General features: G+C 55.0%; 17 protein-coding genes and 1 pseudogene. 4 read left to right on the top strand and 14 right to left on the bottom strand.

Features of this window, described 5'->3' with window-relative positions; all coding sequences use genetic code 11:
• Positions 1–18: 18 nt before the first annotated feature.
• The 6 genes from yihA to ACK4S7_RS03550 form a co-directional block, all read right to left on the bottom strand.
• Positions 19–639, bottom strand: a complete 621-nt coding sequence (gene yihA / locus ACK4S7_RS03525; RefSeq protein ID WP_409644581.1) for a ribosome biogenesis GTP-binding protein YihA/YsxC — start codon at positions 637–639, stop codon at positions 19–21.
• Positions 636–2,399 carry a membrane protein insertase YidC gene (yidC, locus tag ACK4S7_RS03530; protein ID WP_409644582.1) on the bottom strand — a complete coding sequence of 588 codons (1,764 nt, stop codon included), beginning with the start codon at positions 2,397–2,399 and terminating at the stop codon, positions 636–638. Before yidC ends, yihA begins: the two co-directional genes overlap by 4 nt.
• A 34-nt stretch (positions 2,400–2,433) precedes the next feature.
• Entirely contained in the window at positions 2,434–2,646 is a 213-nt protein-coding gene (yidD, locus tag ACK4S7_RS03535) for a membrane protein insertion efficiency factor YidD (protein WP_409644583.1), read from the bottom strand.
• A complete protein-coding gene (gene rnpA, locus ACK4S7_RS03540; protein WP_409644584.1) occupies positions 2,643–3,053 on the bottom strand; it encodes a ribonuclease P protein component in 411 nt (136 codons plus the stop codon). Before rnpA ends, yidD begins: the two co-directional genes overlap by 4 nt.
• A gap of 23 nt (positions 3,054–3,076) precedes the next feature.
• On the bottom strand, positions 3,077–3,211 hold the full coding sequence (gene rpmH / locus ACK4S7_RS03545) for a 50S ribosomal protein L34 (RefSeq protein WP_125230634.1): 135 nt from the start codon (positions 3,209–3,211) through the stop codon (positions 3,077–3,079).
• 115 nt (positions 3,212–3,326) lie between these two features.
• Complete coding sequence (locus ACK4S7_RS03550) at positions 3,327–3,668, bottom strand: hypothetical protein (RefSeq protein ID WP_409644585.1); 342 nt, start codon at positions 3,666–3,668, stop codon at positions 3,327–3,329.
• A 137-nt stretch (positions 3,669–3,805) separates the two neighbouring features.
• On the opposite strand from ACK4S7_RS03550, the gene ACK4S7_RS03555 reads away from it, so the two are divergent.
• On the top strand, positions 3,806–4,225 hold the full coding sequence (locus ACK4S7_RS03555; RefSeq protein ID WP_409644586.1) for an acyl-CoA thioesterase: 420 nt from the start codon (positions 3,806–3,808) through the stop codon (positions 4,223–4,225).
• A gap of 72 nt (positions 4,226–4,297) precedes the next feature.
• Here the strand turns inward: ACK4S7_RS03555 and ACK4S7_RS03560 are convergent, their stop codons facing one another.
• From ACK4S7_RS03560 to ACK4S7_RS03590, 7 genes and pseudogenes are all read right to left on the bottom strand, one after another.
• Positions 4,298–5,065, bottom strand: a complete 768-nt coding sequence (locus tag ACK4S7_RS03560) for a phosphoadenylyl-sulfate reductase (protein ID WP_409644587.1) — start codon at positions 5,063–5,065, stop codon at positions 4,298–4,300.
• On the bottom strand, positions 5,058–5,480 hold the full coding sequence (locus tag ACK4S7_RS03565; protein WP_409644589.1) for a DUF934 domain-containing protein: 423 nt from the start codon (positions 5,478–5,480) through the stop codon (positions 5,058–5,060). The genes ACK4S7_RS03560 and ACK4S7_RS03565 overlap by 8 nt, the downstream gene beginning before the upstream one ends.
• Entirely contained in the window at positions 5,473–7,101 is a 1,629-nt protein-coding gene (locus ACK4S7_RS03570) for a nitrite/sulfite reductase (protein ID WP_409644590.1), read from the bottom strand. The genes ACK4S7_RS03565 and ACK4S7_RS03570 overlap by 8 nt, the downstream gene beginning before the upstream one ends.
• Before the next feature lies 1 nt (position 7,102).
• On the bottom strand, positions 7,103–7,399 hold the full coding sequence (locus ACK4S7_RS03575) for a DUF2849 domain-containing protein (RefSeq protein ID WP_409644591.1): 297 nt from the start codon (positions 7,397–7,399) through the stop codon (positions 7,103–7,105).
• Complete coding sequence (cobA, locus tag ACK4S7_RS03580) at positions 7,396–8,163, bottom strand: uroporphyrinogen-III C-methyltransferase (protein ID WP_409644592.1); 768 nt, start codon at positions 8,161–8,163, stop codon at positions 7,396–7,398. Before cobA ends, ACK4S7_RS03575 begins: the two co-directional genes overlap by 4 nt.
• Before the next feature lie 101 nt (positions 8,164–8,264).
• A pseudogene (locus tag ACK4S7_RS03585) lies at positions 8,265–9,700 on the bottom strand (succinylglutamate-semialdehyde dehydrogenase).
• A gap of 93 nt (positions 9,701–9,793) precedes the next feature.
• On the bottom strand, positions 9,794–11,182 hold the full coding sequence (locus tag ACK4S7_RS03590) for a protein adenylyltransferase SelO family protein (protein WP_409644593.1): 1,389 nt from the start codon (positions 11,180–11,182) through the stop codon (positions 9,794–9,796).
• 37 nt (positions 11,183–11,219) lie between these two features.
• On the opposite strand from ACK4S7_RS03590, the gene ACK4S7_RS03595 reads away from it, so the two are divergent.
• The 3 genes from ACK4S7_RS03595 to ACK4S7_RS03605 all read left to right on the top strand — a co-directional run bounded on the left by ACK4S7_RS03595 (position 11,220) and on the right by ACK4S7_RS03605 (position 14,241).
• Positions 11,220–12,368, top strand: a complete 1,149-nt coding sequence (locus ACK4S7_RS03595; RefSeq protein ID WP_409644594.1) for a glycosyltransferase — start codon at positions 11,220–11,222, stop codon at positions 12,366–12,368.
• Between the two features lie 75 nt (positions 12,369–12,443).
• Positions 12,444–13,847 (top strand): NAD(P)H-dependent flavin oxidoreductase, encoded by a 1,404-nt coding sequence (locus ACK4S7_RS03600; RefSeq protein ID WP_409644600.1) that lies wholly within the window; start codon positions 12,444–12,446, stop codon positions 13,845–13,847.
• A 61-nt stretch (positions 13,848–13,908) separates the two neighbouring features.
• Complete coding sequence (locus ACK4S7_RS03605; protein WP_409644595.1) at positions 13,909–14,241, top strand: PilZ domain-containing protein; 333 nt, start codon at positions 13,909–13,911, stop codon at positions 14,239–14,241.
• Between the two features lie 48 nt (positions 14,242–14,289).
• Here ACK4S7_RS03605 and ACK4S7_RS03610 read toward each other — a convergent pair.
• The coding region (locus ACK4S7_RS03610) for an ammonium transporter (protein WP_409644596.1) at positions 14,290–15,073 on the bottom strand (784 nt) is incomplete at its 5' end.

Below are 15,073 nucleotides of genomic sequence, written 5' to 3' on the forward strand. Positions count from 1 at the left end.
AAAGATTGCGAACCCTATTTACGAAGCCACTGCTTCAAGGACCGCCCCACGCAGTTCCTCAATACCGCCGCGCTTTTCTGCGGAGGTGACTGAGAGGTCAGGATAAGCAGCGACATGCTTGCGCAGCTTTGTCAACGTATCTGCTTCAACCGCGGCCAGGTCGCTGGCCTTGATCTTGTCTGTCTTCGTAAGCACGATGCGATAGCTTATTGCCGCATTGTCCAGCATGGACATAATGTCATGATCGACCTCTTTTATACCATGGCGGCTGTCAATTAAGACGAACACGCGTTTCAACACCACTCGTCCGCGTAGATAATCATTGATCAGGTAGCGCCACTGCTGGACCGTTTTGACCGGCGCCTTGGCATAACCATAGCCGGGCATATCGACGATCCTAAACACCGCAGGGTCGCCGACGTCGAAGAAATTAAGCTCCTGCGTGCGGCCCGGCGTGTTCGACGCCCGCGCCAGATTGTTACGGTTAACAAGCGCATTGATGAGGCTCGACTTGCCGACATTGGACCGTCCAGCAAAGGCAATTTCGGGCACCGTCGGTTCAGGCAGAAATTCAAGCTTCGGCGCTGACTTTAGAAAGCTGATTGGCCCTGAGAAGATTTTTGAGGTCGTCTCAGTCACGCCTTCGCCTTTGCCTGTGCTTTTTCTTCGGCATCCTTTGCCATCTGTTCACGCAATACCGGGTGCCGCGAGTACAGCCACTTTTGTTGCGCAATCGACACCAGGTTCGACATGACCCAATACAGCTGCAGACCAGCGGCGAAAGGGGCCATGATGAACATCAGGAACCACGGCATCACTGCAAACACCTGCTTCTGCACTTCATCCATCGGCTGCGGATTGAGGCGCTGCATCAGCCACATCGTCACGCCAAGCAAGATAGGCAAGACGCCGATGGCGATGAACGATGGCGGATCAAACGGCAAAAGGCCGAACAGGTTGATTGGTGTCAACGGATCAGGCGCGGACAAGTCCTTCAGCCACAGCACGAAGGGCTGGTGACGCATTTCAATCGACAACAGCAGAATTTTGTAAAGCGCAAAAAAGATCGGAATTTGCAACAGGATCGGAAGACAGCCCGCGAGCGGGTTTACTTTCTCTTCCTTATACAGCTTCATCATTTCCTGCTGCAAACGCGGCTTGTCGTCCTTCCAGCGTTCCTGAAGCGCCTTGAGCTTGGGCTGCACAGCCCGCATTTGCGCCATTGACGCAAATTGCTTCTGTGCGACAGGATACATGAACAGGCGAACAATGATCGTCAGGCCAATGATCGCGACGCCAAAGTTACCAAAAACGCCGAACAGCCAATGCAGGATCCAGAAGAACGGAATAGCGATGAACCAGAACCACCCCCAGTCAATGGCGTAATCCAGATAAGGAATGCCAAGGCTCTTTGAATAGCCATTGAGAACGGCCATTTCCTTCGCGCCGGCAAAAAGGCGGGAATTGGTCTCAAGTGCTGCGCCAGCGGCGACGCTCGTGTAACGCGTTGGAATGACCTGCGCCTGATACACATCGCCGCTTGCGCGGAATTTTGCAGATACGGGTGTTTTCTGATCAGGAATCAGCGCGCCGAGCCAATATTTATCGGTAAAGCCAAGCCAGCCGCCAGTGCTGGTAAAAGAGGTTTCACCCTTGTTTTCTTCGACATCGACATAGCCCCAGTCATAATTGGGTTTGTCATCAAATACGCCCATAGGGCCAATGTGGATGTGGGTGAATATTGAGCCGCCTGAAGTGGCGTCTGCAGGCTTGCCAGTGCGACTGAGTAGCGCAAAGTTGGCAATTTCTGCTGGCGTCGTCCCGCCATTCGTAAACCGCTGTTTTGCGGTAATCATGTAATTTTTGTCAATCGACAAAGCGATTTCAAACCTCTGGCTTTGTGCGTTGGACCAGCTCAAAGTTACAGGGGTCGATGGCGTCAACTTATTGCCGCTAGGCGTCCACACCGTTTTGTCGTCTGGTGCCGTGATGCCTGTGCCGGCCCAACCAAAGCGCGCAAAATAGGCATTCTTGGTACCAGATGGCGCAAAAAGGCGAACCGGGGCCGAGTCCTTGGCGAGTTCCGTGCGGTGGGTAAGCAGCACGAGATCGTCGATTTTTGCACCCTCAAGATTGATTGAACCTTTCAGCTTGGGCGTATCAACGAGGATCCGGCCCGAGGACTGAAGCGCAGTACCAAGTGGCACAGATTGTACCTTGGCGGGCGCGGCCTCCACAGGAACGTCAGACGTCGCCGCACCTGCAGGGGTGGTCGATGACTTCGCCGTGGTGGTAACAGGAGCGGGGGTAGGAAAGAAATAACTGGCGACATATGGCCAACCGAACAGGATGATGCCCGTCAGCAATACTGCAAAAATCAGGTTGCGTTTATCGTCCACGTCTAAAATTCCCCGTTAATCCGTAAGTTGAGCGTCATGGCACCGGGTCATATCCGTGCCCACCCCAAGGTTGGCAGCGCAATAGCCGTTTGATGGCCAGCCAGCCACCCTTAATTGCGCCATGCTTTTGAAGCGCCGTAATCGCATAAGCCGAACAGCTCGGACTGAACCTGCATGTCGGCGGCAAAATGCGCGAAGGTCCGATCTGCCATCCCTTTGCGATGAGGATGAGGAGCTTGGCGATCATCTTGACCGTCGCCTTGAACCCGTCAAATGACGATTATCGCCTGTGCCGGCATCGACCGGCCCCGCACTCGGGTCTTGGCATAATTTGCCCAACGCTTTTACCATATCGGTCCGCAATTCGCCAAAGTCACGTTCAATCCCGCTATCGCGGCCAATGAGGATGTGATCGGCGCCTGCCTTGCCTTTTTCGGCAAGCATTTCCTGCGCCAAGGCACGAAAGCGTCGGCGCATGCGGTTGCGGACGACGGCGTTGCCGACCTTCTTGGTAATGGTAATGCCCAGCCGAATTTCGGCGCTCTCGTCTTGCCTGTCCCTGACAAGCAAAACAAAACCGGGAGTTGCATATCGCTTCCCCCGGTTGGCAGCCAGAAAGTCTGACCTTTTTTTGATGACGCTGTAACCGCGCATGTCGCGGCTCGCCTGCTCGGTAATTAAGCCGACAGCTTCTTGCGGCCGCGTGCGCGACGTGCGTTCAGGATATTGCGGCCAGCAGCTGTGGACATGCGGAGACGAAAACCGTGGCGACGGGCACGCACGAGATTGCTCGGCTGAAAAGTGCGCTTCATGACTGTAATCCTTAAATTTTTTGCGTCTTGAAATGAAAATGGCCGCCGAATCTGTCCAGCGACCGTTTCTGTTGCAGTGGCCGATACGGTCAGGAAGGTGAAAAGTCAACACGGGTCAAGGCATTTTGATGTCAATGTCGTCGCGACGGAAGATGTGCATGAAGTCGCCCTTAATATCCGGAAAGGGCGGCCGATGCGTGACTTTGCTTCGCCGCATCGCCCAATTGGCCCAGTTGGCATATTCGGGGTGGATGCGTGCCAGGCGCGCATAACGTTTCTTCGCCCATAATGAATTTTTCAGAATCAGGGCAAGCCCAATAGGCAAAAGGATGAGCGGACCCGGCCCGGGAAGCGGTCCAAGTAATGGTGATCCCAAAACAATTAACCAGCCAAACATCAGCATACACCAACGGAAGGCATTGGTTTCGCGCCAAGATTTGCCTGCAGGTTTCGCCATAAAGAAGATGTGGGGCAGGGACAGCCTGCGTGCAAGTGATGCCGCGCTCGGCTGACCGCGTTTTATTGGCCAATTTGTTCACTTTTTTGTCTCAAACGGGCTGTAATTCGCGGCAAGACAGACTATGTTGGAAGAACATGACAAAAGCACTCTCCCACCTTCACCATATTGGCGTATTACCCGCTGACATCGATTTTATGGGCCATGTGAACAACGCCCGCTATCTGAATTGGGTTCAAGATGCGGTCTTGGCGCATTGGAACAAGCTGGCTCCGCCGGAGACCGCGGCGAAATATCTCTGGGTCGCGCTCAAGCATGAGATTACTTACCGCAAGCCAGCATTTCTGGATGACCAGGTAATCGCTTCGGTCGTGCTCGAAAAGGTGCAAGGCGCGCGGTCATTTTATGACACGGTGATCAAGCGTGGCGAAGACGTTCTTGCCGAGGTCAAGTCTAGCTGGTGCTGCATCGACGCAGAAACCTTGCGTCCTGCGCGGATTGCAGCGGATGTGCAGGCATATTTTTTCCAGAAGGATGAGCCGAAGCTCATTTTATAGTGCAAACCACAGACGCGCGGTCGTCATCCGCCTCCCGCTCCGGGATGACCTTATGTGGTAAAGTTATAGTCTTCAAAAAATAGGATCGTCCGCGCCGCCGCCAATCGGCGTCACGTTGTGAATCCCACATTCGACCTTGTCCCAGCCCTTCCAACGCCCTGACCGCGGGTCTTCGCCCGGAGCGACCTTAGTGGTGCAAGGCGAACAGCCTATCGAAGGATAGCCAAGCTCTACCAGCGGATGCGCAGGCAAGGCGTGCTCGGCCATGTAAGCTTCTATTCTGGCTTTATCCCAGTCAGCGAGCGGATTGACCTTCAACCGGCCGCCCTCAATCTCAAATCGGGGCAGTGCCCTGCGCGTCGAGGCCTGGAATGCCTTGCGCCCCGTGAACTGGGCATCGAAACCGGCTAAGGCTGCATTTAGTGGCAGCACTTTGCGAATTTCGCAGCAACCGTCGGGGTCATATGACCAGCGTAATCCCGTTTCGTCCTTTTGGCGCAGCAAGATCGTGTCAGGTGCCAAGATGCGAAGGTCCGACAAGCCGAGCATCGTGCGGAGTTCCTCCCGATAGGTAATTGTCTCGGGAAAATGTTTGCCGGTATCGAGAAACAGAACCGGGGTGGAAGGCGCAATGCTGGCAATCAGGTGCAGCAAGACGGCGCTTTCTGCCCCAAAGCTGGAGACAACGGCGGCATCCCCCAACATGTTTTCGCGTAACAAGACAGTCAGCATCTCGACCGTGTCACGCCCTCGAAACATGTTATTCAGGCGAACAGCATCGCCCTCGGTATAACGCGGCGCGGTATTGATACGGTCGGCGATGCGCACATCGTCAGCCATGACGAAGTTTCCATACCGGCACACCGGCATCGGCAGCCGTCTGATACACATGGTCGTATGTCGAAAGTGCACGCGCGACGGCTTCTGGATTTAGCGAGGCTTCTGGCGCAAAGCTGTCAAAGCCGCAGCGACGCATGAAGGCGATCTGGTCAACCAAGACGTCGCCTTGGGCCCGCAGCTCGCCCTTATACCCTGCCTCACGCAATATGCGTGCCGAGCTGTAGCCCCGGCCATCGCGATATTTGGGAAAGGCAACTTCAATCAAAGTTAGCCGGTCGAGGAAAGGGATCAGCGCACGTGCATCGTCATCCGGCTCAAGCCGAACCGCAGTTGCGTTCGATTGGTCCAGAAACGCGTCGAGCGTTACTGACGGCTGTTCCGTGACTTCATCGGAGCGATAACGAAATTCAACCATAGATCGCCTCCTTAAATGGATCGAGTCCGACACGGCGGTAGGTGTCGAGGAAACGTTCATCGCCTTCACGTAAAGCCTTGTAAACTTCGGTGGCCTTTTCGACCGCGTCTACTACGCCGTCTTCGTCAAAGCCGGGACCAATGATTTTTCCGATGCTCACATCTTCGGCACCCGATCCGCCAAAGGTCAGTTGGTAATTTTCCACACCTTTCCGGTCAACACCCAGGATACCGATGTGACCAGCGTGGTGATGTCCGCAGGCGTTAATGCAGCCCGAAATTTTCAGCTTCAGCTCCCCCAAATCCCTTTGCCGGTCCATGTCGGCAAAACGCGTCGCAATCTTCTGTGCGACGGGTATTGAGCGGGCATTGGCAAGGCTGCAATAATCAAGGCCCGGGCATGCGATGATGTCACTTATCAGATCCAGATTGGCGTCCGCCAAATCGGCAAGACGCAGGCCCTGCCAGACAGCATACAGGTCCCGCTTTGCCACATAAGGCAGCACGATGTTCTGGGCATGGGTAACGCGCAGTTCGTCAAAGCTGTATTTTTCCGCCAGATCAGCCATTACGTCGATCTGCGCCGACGTCGCATCGCCGGGAATCCCGCCAATTGGTTTCAGACTGATATTGACGATGGCATATCCCGCTTGTTTGTGGGGTTTGACATTTTGGTCAAGCCATACGGCGAAATCGGGATCACTGCGGTCCGGTTCAACATCGGGTGCATTATACGCAGGTGGCGCAAAGAATGCGCTGATACGTTCAAGCTCAGCCAAAGGCGGATCGATGCCCAAAGTTTTCACATGCGCGAATTCTTCTGCTACCTGGCGACGATATTCGTCCGCACCAAGTTCGTGGATGAGGATTTTGATTCGCGCCTTGTAGATGTTGTCGCGCCGTCCGTAGCGATTGTACACGCGCAGACACGCCTCCAGGTAACTTAACAAGTCTTCAGCTTTAACAAACGGGTTGATCTCTGGCGCGATCATCGGCGTTCGGCCCATACCGCCGCCTACAAACACACGCGCGCCCAGTTCGCCATCCTGCTTTACCAACTCAAGGCCGATGTCGTGCAGACGCATTGCTGCGCGATCTTCGGACGAGGCGATCACCGCAATCTTGAACTTGCGGGGCAGATAGCTGAATTCGGGATGGAAGGTTGACCATTGGCGCAGCAATTCTGCCCATGGACGCGGGTCAGTGACTTCGTCAGCGGCCGCGCCGGCATATTGATCGGACGAAATGTTCCGAATGCAATTGCCGCTGGTCTGAATGGCGTGCATTTCCACTGTGGCAAGCTCTTCCAGAATGTCGGCACATTCCTCCAGCTTGATCCAGTTATACTGGATATTCTGGCGTGTAGTGAAATGCCCATAATCGCGGTCATATTTGCGCGCGATATGTGCCAGCATCCGCATTTGTCGGGAATCCAGCGTTCCATACGGAATCGCGACGCGCAACATATAGGCATGCAGCTGTAGATAGAGGCCATTCATTAGCCGTAACGGTTTGAACTGATCCTCGGTAATGTCGCCTGCAATGCGGCGGTTCACCTGGTCGCGGAACTCCGCAACCCGCGCGTCAACAATTGCTTGGTCATAATGGTCATATTTATACATGTCAGATTATCCAGTCGCCAGCCGCAGGGTCGGCGGGCTTCAATGAGAGGTCAGTGCGCACAGTGGGTCCAAGTGCGCGGATCCGGTCCTTGATGTGCGCTGGGCGAGGACCGTCTTCGGTGGAAACAGCGTCGATGATATAGGGAGCGTTGACGCGACGTGCGCCTTCCTCTGCATGCAGGATCGCCTCGCCATGTTCGCCGACGTCAGCAGCGTCCTCAACGTGGATCGACCAACCATTTCCTGTCCACCAGGTCACAGCACCTGATCCCAGATCATTTCCCGTCAATAATTTCACGCAATCTTCTCCGCCTGTTTGGCAAAATGGACAAGCCGGTCTTCGGCATCGGATTTCAGGACGACATCGCCGACAATGATGATCGCTGGCGACAACACGCTCTCACGCGCAATCATGTCGCCCAAGTCCGTCAATATCGTACGCATAGCGCGTGCATCTGGCCGTGTGGCGCGCTCTAGTACCGCCACTGGGGTATCAGGCGACAGCCCGTCACAGATGAGCTTCTCGGTAATGTCCGCAGCAGTCGCAATGCCCATGTAGATGACAAGCGTTCGGCCTTTACCAGCAAGGCCGGCCCAGTTCTGGTCTGTCAGTCCTTTGCACTGGCCAGCGACAAAGGTGACGGCGCTTGCCGCGTCGCGGTGGGTGAGTGGTAACAACGTCGCTGCTGCCCCACCCATCGCGGCTGAAATGCCGGGAACAACCTCTACATCGATGCCAGCGTCGCGACAGGCATCGGCCTCTTCGCCGCCGCGTCCGAAAATGAAGGGATCGCCGCCTTTCAGCCGCACAACCATGTGGCCAGCTTTTGCTTCGCGAATGAGGATGTCGTTGATTCCGTCTTGCGGAACCGAATGGCGTGACCGGCTCTTCGCGACGGAAATAAGCCGCGCCGCAGGGTTAATCAGCGCCATGATGGCGGCGTCAACAAGGCCATCATGCACTACGACCTCGGCAGTCGATATCAGCCGGACAGCTTTAACAGTGAGCAATTCCGGGTCGCCTGGGCCAGCACCCACCAAATATACGCGTGATTTTTCCATAATGTCATCATGGTCAGCCGCATCGACATCATCAAATCAGGATAAGTTGGCCGTGGATTAGAAGAACTTTACCGATGCCGAAAGTGTCGCAACGTTTGATTTCATTTCGCGCCAATGAGCGCTGCGGTCTCGTCATCCCGAAGCCCGATGCCGATAACCGCTCTCGGAATGTCGTTCTCCGCAGAAATCACGGGGTATGCGCAATAATCTGCTGCATAATGCGCGCCGGGGCGATGGTTGCCTGATAGGCCAATTCCGCCCAAGGGTGCTGCCAAAGAGACGCCAGTCGTTGGTGCATTCCAATTGACGACACCGGCCCGGCTATTGGCCCAATAATGCTCATATTGCTCAACTGTGCCGCCCAGCAATGATGCCGATAGTCCAAAGCGGGTATTGTTCGCCTCGGCAATTGCGGCTTCAAAAGTAGGCACGCGAACGACCTGAAGAAGTGGCCCGAACAGCTCAATGTCTGGTCGCTCCGTCAAGTCCGTTACATCAATGATGCCTGGCGTGAGAAAAGGCCTGTCCGCAACCGGTGTGGTCATTTGTCTTATCGGCTGCCCACCAAGGCCTATCAGTGCCAAATAACTCTCGACCAGACCGTCACGGGCTTCGTTATCGATTACCGGCCCCATGAATGGAGGGGGCTGGTCATGTGGATGGCCCACCACAAGGCGGTCGGCAATTCTTACCACTTCCGAAATGAGTGGTTGATAAATTTCCCGTTTGACAATCAAGCGGCGGGCGGCCGCGCAGTGTTGGCCCGCGTTAAGGAACGCCGATTGCACAACCAAGACGGCGGCGCTGTGGATGTCCTGCGTATCCCAAACGATAATGGGATTATTCCCGCCCATTTCCAGTGTCAGTATCTTATCGGGCCGGTGGGCAAACAGACGGTTAAGCGCAAGACCGGTATGTGCAGAGCCGGTGAAAAACAGACCGTCAATTCCTGCATGAGCGGCCAAATTCTTGCCGGTTTCCGGCCCGCCTTGCGCGACACGCAGCACGCCTTCGGGAATACCAGCCATGTGATAATATTCAGCCAAAAGAGCGCCGACAGCAGGTGCTTTTTCCGAAGGTTTGAATATTATCGCATTGCCTGCGATTAACGCAGGAATGATGTGGGCGTTCGGCAAATGGGCAGGAGAATTATAAGGCCCAACGACGGCGAGAACGCCATGCGGTTTGTGGCGAATGACGTTCTCGTGCCCGATTTGCCTTCATGCTTTAACTGGCCAGTGCGATCGGCGTAAGCGCGGACGGAAATGTCGATCTTGCCGACGAGCAGCTCAACTTCATTGCGTGCTTCCCAGAGAGGTTTGCCCGTTTCGCGCGCGATCAGATCAGCGAATTTCTCGAAATCAAGGCGGACGCGGTTCGCGAAATTGCGCACCCGTTCAATGCGGTGAGCGACCGGCTCGGCGGCCCAGGCCGGCCACGCCGCACGCGCAATCTCGATTTCGTAATCGACATTGCTAGTGCTCCCGCGCCAGACCTCCGCGCCAGTGGCCGGTTCGAGTGAAATCAATTCAGGCAAACTTTGCTTTCCGCTGGTTATAACCACCCAGTGGAAGCCGGTTGGGGCCAAATCATTTTATAATAGGTAAATATGTCGTGTAAAATCTTGTGCTTAGATGGCATCCTCATGCGCCTGTCCCATTGCCCGAATGGCGGATATCTTACGCTGGAGGGGTTGCCAATCGTCCTGGTCAGCAATCGCATTCCAGATATTTTCGACCTCATTTATTAACATCGAGCATATGGGACCGTCCTTCCAGTAACTGCCGGGACGTGAATCGATTCGGGTATAATCTTGCAGTTGTTCGCGGAAGGCCAAATGATATTCTCCCTGCGTTTCAAAGGCGTCCGTTTTTCCAGATCGATGGGCAAAGAAGAACTGGTCAATCGGAATTTTTTCCCGGGACATCGCACGCTCTGCTGCCTCAACCAAAAGCCTGTCCTTTTCGGTACCGCGCGAACTGACGCCCAGCCGCCATAAAAAGCGGCGGATGACAGCCTGCTGGTAGAAGTGGGGAAATCGTTCCAGTGCCGAAATAAGTGGCGGGGCATCCGACACCAATCGTAATGCGACGGCAAGCTGTCCCAGGTTCCAATGTAACGCTTCTGCCTGTCGGCCAAATGCATACAGCCCGGACTCGTCGAAATATGCCGCGGTGAATTGCGGGTCCCAATACTCTGAGAAACGCCACGGACCGTAATCAAAACTTTCGCCAGTGATATTGATATTGTCGGTGTTCAAGACGCCATGGACGAAGCCGGCCACCATATAAGATGCGGCGAGATCAGCGACACGTTCAACAGCTAGTTCAAGCAATTGTGCTGCCGGGTTTTCAGACGGAGCGACATCATAAAGCTGCGTTAGGCAGTATGCGATTAGCTGGTGCATGAACGCCGTGTCGCCCTCTGCGGCCACGCGCTGGAAACTTCCAATGCGGATATGGCCGTGACTGAGCCGAACCATGACAGCAGAGCGGGTTGGCGACGGCTCATCGCCGCGCATCAATTCCTCGCCGGTTTCAATAAGAGAAAATGTTTTGGATGTGTTGACGCCAAGCGCCTCTAGCATTTCGGTCGCCAAAATCTCTCGCACACCGCCTTTCAGCGTCAGGCGCCCATCGCCCCTGCGGCTATAAGGTGTTGTCCCTGACCCCTTTGTCGCCAAATCAAGCAATCGGCCATTTCCGTCACGAACTTGTCCAAACAGAAAACCGCGGCCATCGCCGATGTCTGGATTGTACACGCGAAATTGATGGCCATGATAGCGCAGCGCAAGCGGCGCGGGCATATTGTCCGGCAGTGGTTGAAAGCGGCCAAAGTGCCGGACCCAGGTTGCGTCGTCATACGCCGCCATCCCAATTGTCGCCGCCCAGCGATCGTTGCGAAACCGCAAAATTGTCTCTGGGAAATCCGCCGGCCGGACGGGGTCACCAATTTTTGCGCCGAGACTGGCGATTTGTGGATCAGGACGGTAGGGGGATGCGATTGGTTTAATATGCATCTATCGCATCTGGGCGGTGCAACAGGGAAAGGCAAGTATGGCGGCGGTCCGCATTTTGCATTTGCACAGCAGTTTTAACGTCGGCGGTCAGGAATCGCGCACGGTTCGTCTGATGAATCATTTCAGGGATCAGGCGGTGCACACCGTGTTGTCGGCCGTCGATGACGCCTTTGATGCTGCGGACGCCATCGACCGCCGCATCGAAGTCAGTTTCCCAAAAGATGCAGCGCCTTTGCTCGCTGGTAGGCCGGGCATGGGCCGATATCGGCGCTTGGCCGACTACATGAAAAAATTCGATCTTGTGTTAAGTTATAACTGGGGTGCGATGGACGGCGTGATGGCGCACACTCTGTTCATGCGCAGCATGCATTTGCCGCCACTGATCCATCATGAAGATGGTTTCAACCATGATGAGGTCGCCCGGCTTAAATGGCACCGTAACTGGTTTCGTATTATTGCGTTGCAGCGCGCGAACGCTATTGTGGTGCCATCTAAAACGCTCGAACAGATTGCCCGCACTGTGTGGCATCAGCCACCAGAAAAAATCGTTCGCTTTCCCAACGGCATTGATACCGAACATTTCAATCGCCGTCCGCAACGCGGATCGTTTCCGGGCTTCCAGAAACGCGAAGGCGAAATAGTGGTGGGCACAAATGCGGGACTGCGGTCCGTTAAAAATTTGCCTCGGCTTGTGCGCGCAGTTGCCGCGGCTGGCCCAAATATCCGCCTTGCCATTGCTGGCGAAGGTCCTGATCGGGCTGTCATCTTGGCAGAAGCCGCCAGGCTCGGCATATCGGAACGCGTCATGATGCCGGGCTTTTTGCGCGACCCCGCACGGTACCTACGCCTTTTTGATGTTTATGCGATATCGTCAGATAGCGAACAATATCCTGTTTCGTTAGTTGAAGCGATGGCGAGCGGACTTCCGATAGTATCGACTGATGTGGGTGATGTCCGTAACATCGTGGCGCGGGAAAACAGGCGGTTCGTCGTTCCGCGTACGGATGAAGCGGCTCTGGCTGCTGCCATTCAGGCATTGGCAACTGACTCTGGCCTGCGAGATGCTATTGGGGCTGCAAACCGGCTTTTGGCATATTCTCAATATGATGAGGACACAATGCTCGCCCGGTATCGGCAGCTATATGGGTCAGCCATGAAACGTGCCGATTTTGCGCGACAAAGCTGATCATTTCCGATAGCGCCATTGCCTGTAGGCGCGGCCAACGGCGCTTTAAGCGATGTTTTTTTAGGGGTTGTAACTGTGTTCAAGGGTCTAAAACCCATCATATATGGTGGCCGTGAAGTGTGGCCATTAGTTGAAGGCGGCAAGGGCGTTGCTGCGACCAATCATGCCAGTTCTGGTGCATGGGCTGCAGCTGGCGGCATTGGAACTGTGTCGGCGGTTAATGCCGATAGCTATGATGAAAATGGCGACATGATCCCACAGGTGTTTCATGGCAAAACACGCGCTGAACGGCATGAAGAGCTCGTCGAATACGGGATCCGTGGAGGCATTGCGCAGGTGCGGCTTGCACATGAGATCGCGAATGGCCGGGGCGCCATAAATATCAATGTGCTTTGGGAAATGGGCGGTGCCCAGCGCATTTTGCACGGTATTCTTGAAGCGACGCGGGGAATGGTTACTGGCGTGACCTGCGGCGCGGGCATGCCTTACAAGCTGTCCGAAATTGCTGCGCAATACGGCGTCTATTATTTGCCCATCGTCAGTTCGGCGCGCGCTTTTCGCGCGTTGTGGAAGCGTGCCTATCACAAGGTGCCTGAATGGCTTGGCGCTGTCGTTTATGAAGATCCATGGCTTGCCGGCGGGCACAATGGCTTATCTAATGCAGAAGACCCGCGTAGTCCCGAAGATCCGTACCCGCGCGTGAAGGCCCTTCGTGACGTTATGCGTGCTGAAGGCATCTCTGATGACGTGCCTATTGTCATGGCAGGCGGGGTTTGGTTCTTGCGTGACTGGAATGATTGGATTGACAATCCGGAGCTTGGTCAGATTGCATTCCAGCTCGGAACGCGTCCATTGTTGACTCAAGAAAGCCCTATTCCCAAGGGCTGGAAAGACGCGCTGACCCAAATTCCAGAAGATGGCGTACTGCTGCACCAATTTTCACCTACGGGGTTTTACTCGAGCGCGGTGATCAACCCGTTTCTGCTTGAGCTTCAGGCGCGGTCGGATCGGCAAATCCCTTATATGCAGGCTGCAGATGCAGACCACACGGCGCAGCTTGACGTCGGTGTGAAAGGCAAAAATTTCTGGGTCACGCCTGCCAACCTGATGAAGGCACGCGAGTGGGATTCACGCGGCTATAGCGTCGCATTGAAAACACCTGACAACACATTGGTTTTCGTGACTCCATCGTCGGGCGAAGTCATCCGCAAAGATCAGAAGGACTGCATGGGATGTCTGTCCCACTGCGGATTTTCATCGTGGAAGGACCATGACAATAACTCCACAGGGCGCCTGGCCGACCCGCGCAGCTTTTGCATTCAAAAGGCGCTTCAGAATATCGCACATGGCGCACCAATCGATGAGAACCTCATGTTTGCAGGGCATAGTGCCTATCTGTTCGGGAAAGATCCTTTTTATTCAAACGGATTTGTCCCAACGGTGCAGCAGTTGATGGACCGTATTCTTACGGGGGACTGACGTCGTTTTTGTTTACGGATTATTGACCTTGTTTGCTTAACCTGATCCCCAAGGGGGCTTTATGGTTCACGCAACGTCTCAATTTCGCAGAGTACCACCGGCACGGCTTGAGCAGCGCGAAGCAGTTCGCCATGCTGTGCTGCTTAGCAAAGTGACCGTACGCAAGCATACGCGACGTCCAGCCACGGCTTATCTCGTCGACCTTTCGGTCTATGGTTGCCGTGTACTTTTCGACGGGAGCGTGAAAGTGGGTGACCGCCTGTGGGTGCGGTTAGCCGGGAGCGAGCCGATTGGCGCAACCGCAGTCTGGTCAGACGGCGAGCGGCTAGGCTGCAAATTTGACGACACGTTGGACCGTAGCCTGTTTCGTGCGCTGACCTTGCAGGCTGGGTGAACCCAGCCAACACGTTAGTTAAGCATTATTATGCTACGAGGGTCGAGTTCAGTCGAAATCCCACGCGCGTTCACCATGGCTGGAGATGTCCAGACCATCAAGTTCCTGATCTTCACTCAGGCGCATGGGTAAAACCATGGCTACCATATACCCGATGATGAGTGTTACTACCGCTGAATAAGCTGCAACGACCGCAATCCCCCTTATTTGCGTCCAAAGCTGCGACACCATGCCGGCGCCATCCGCATAACCGATGCCGCCAAACGTCTTGCTTGCAAAAATTGCGAGCATGATGGAGCCCAGCATGCCGCCAATTCCATGGACAGCAAAAACGTCGAGCGAGTCGTCAATTTGAAGCGTGTTTTTAACAAGGCCGACGAACCAATAGCAGATGACAGATGCCAATGTGCCCAAGATGATTGCGCCGCCCGGCCCAATCACGCCTGCGGCTGGAGTGATGGTTGCAAGCCCGACAACTGCGCCCGTGGCAAATCCCACTGCAGTTATTTTGCCAAGCTTGATCCGTTCAATGAGCATCCAGACTATCGCCGCGGCTGATGCTCCGGTGTGGGTGTTGATAATCGCGCTGGCAGCGACATCATTGGCTGCCAATGCCGAGCCACCGTTGAAACCAAACCAGCCCACCCATAACAATCCGGCCCCTGCGACCGTCAAAGCAGGGCTGTGGGGCAGCATAAGCGTTTTGGGGAACCCAATGCGCTTGCCGAGCATGAGGGCCACCACGAGCGCTGAAACGCCTGCAGTGGTATGCACAACAATGCCGCCAGCAAAATCGATGATGCCCTGTTCGGCCAAAAACCCGCCGCCCCAT

The sequence above is a fragment of the Sphingorhabdus sp. genome (genome assembly GCF_046292425.1).
GTDB lineage: Bacteria > Pseudomonadota > Alphaproteobacteria > Sphingomonadales > Sphingomonadaceae > Sphingorhabdus_B.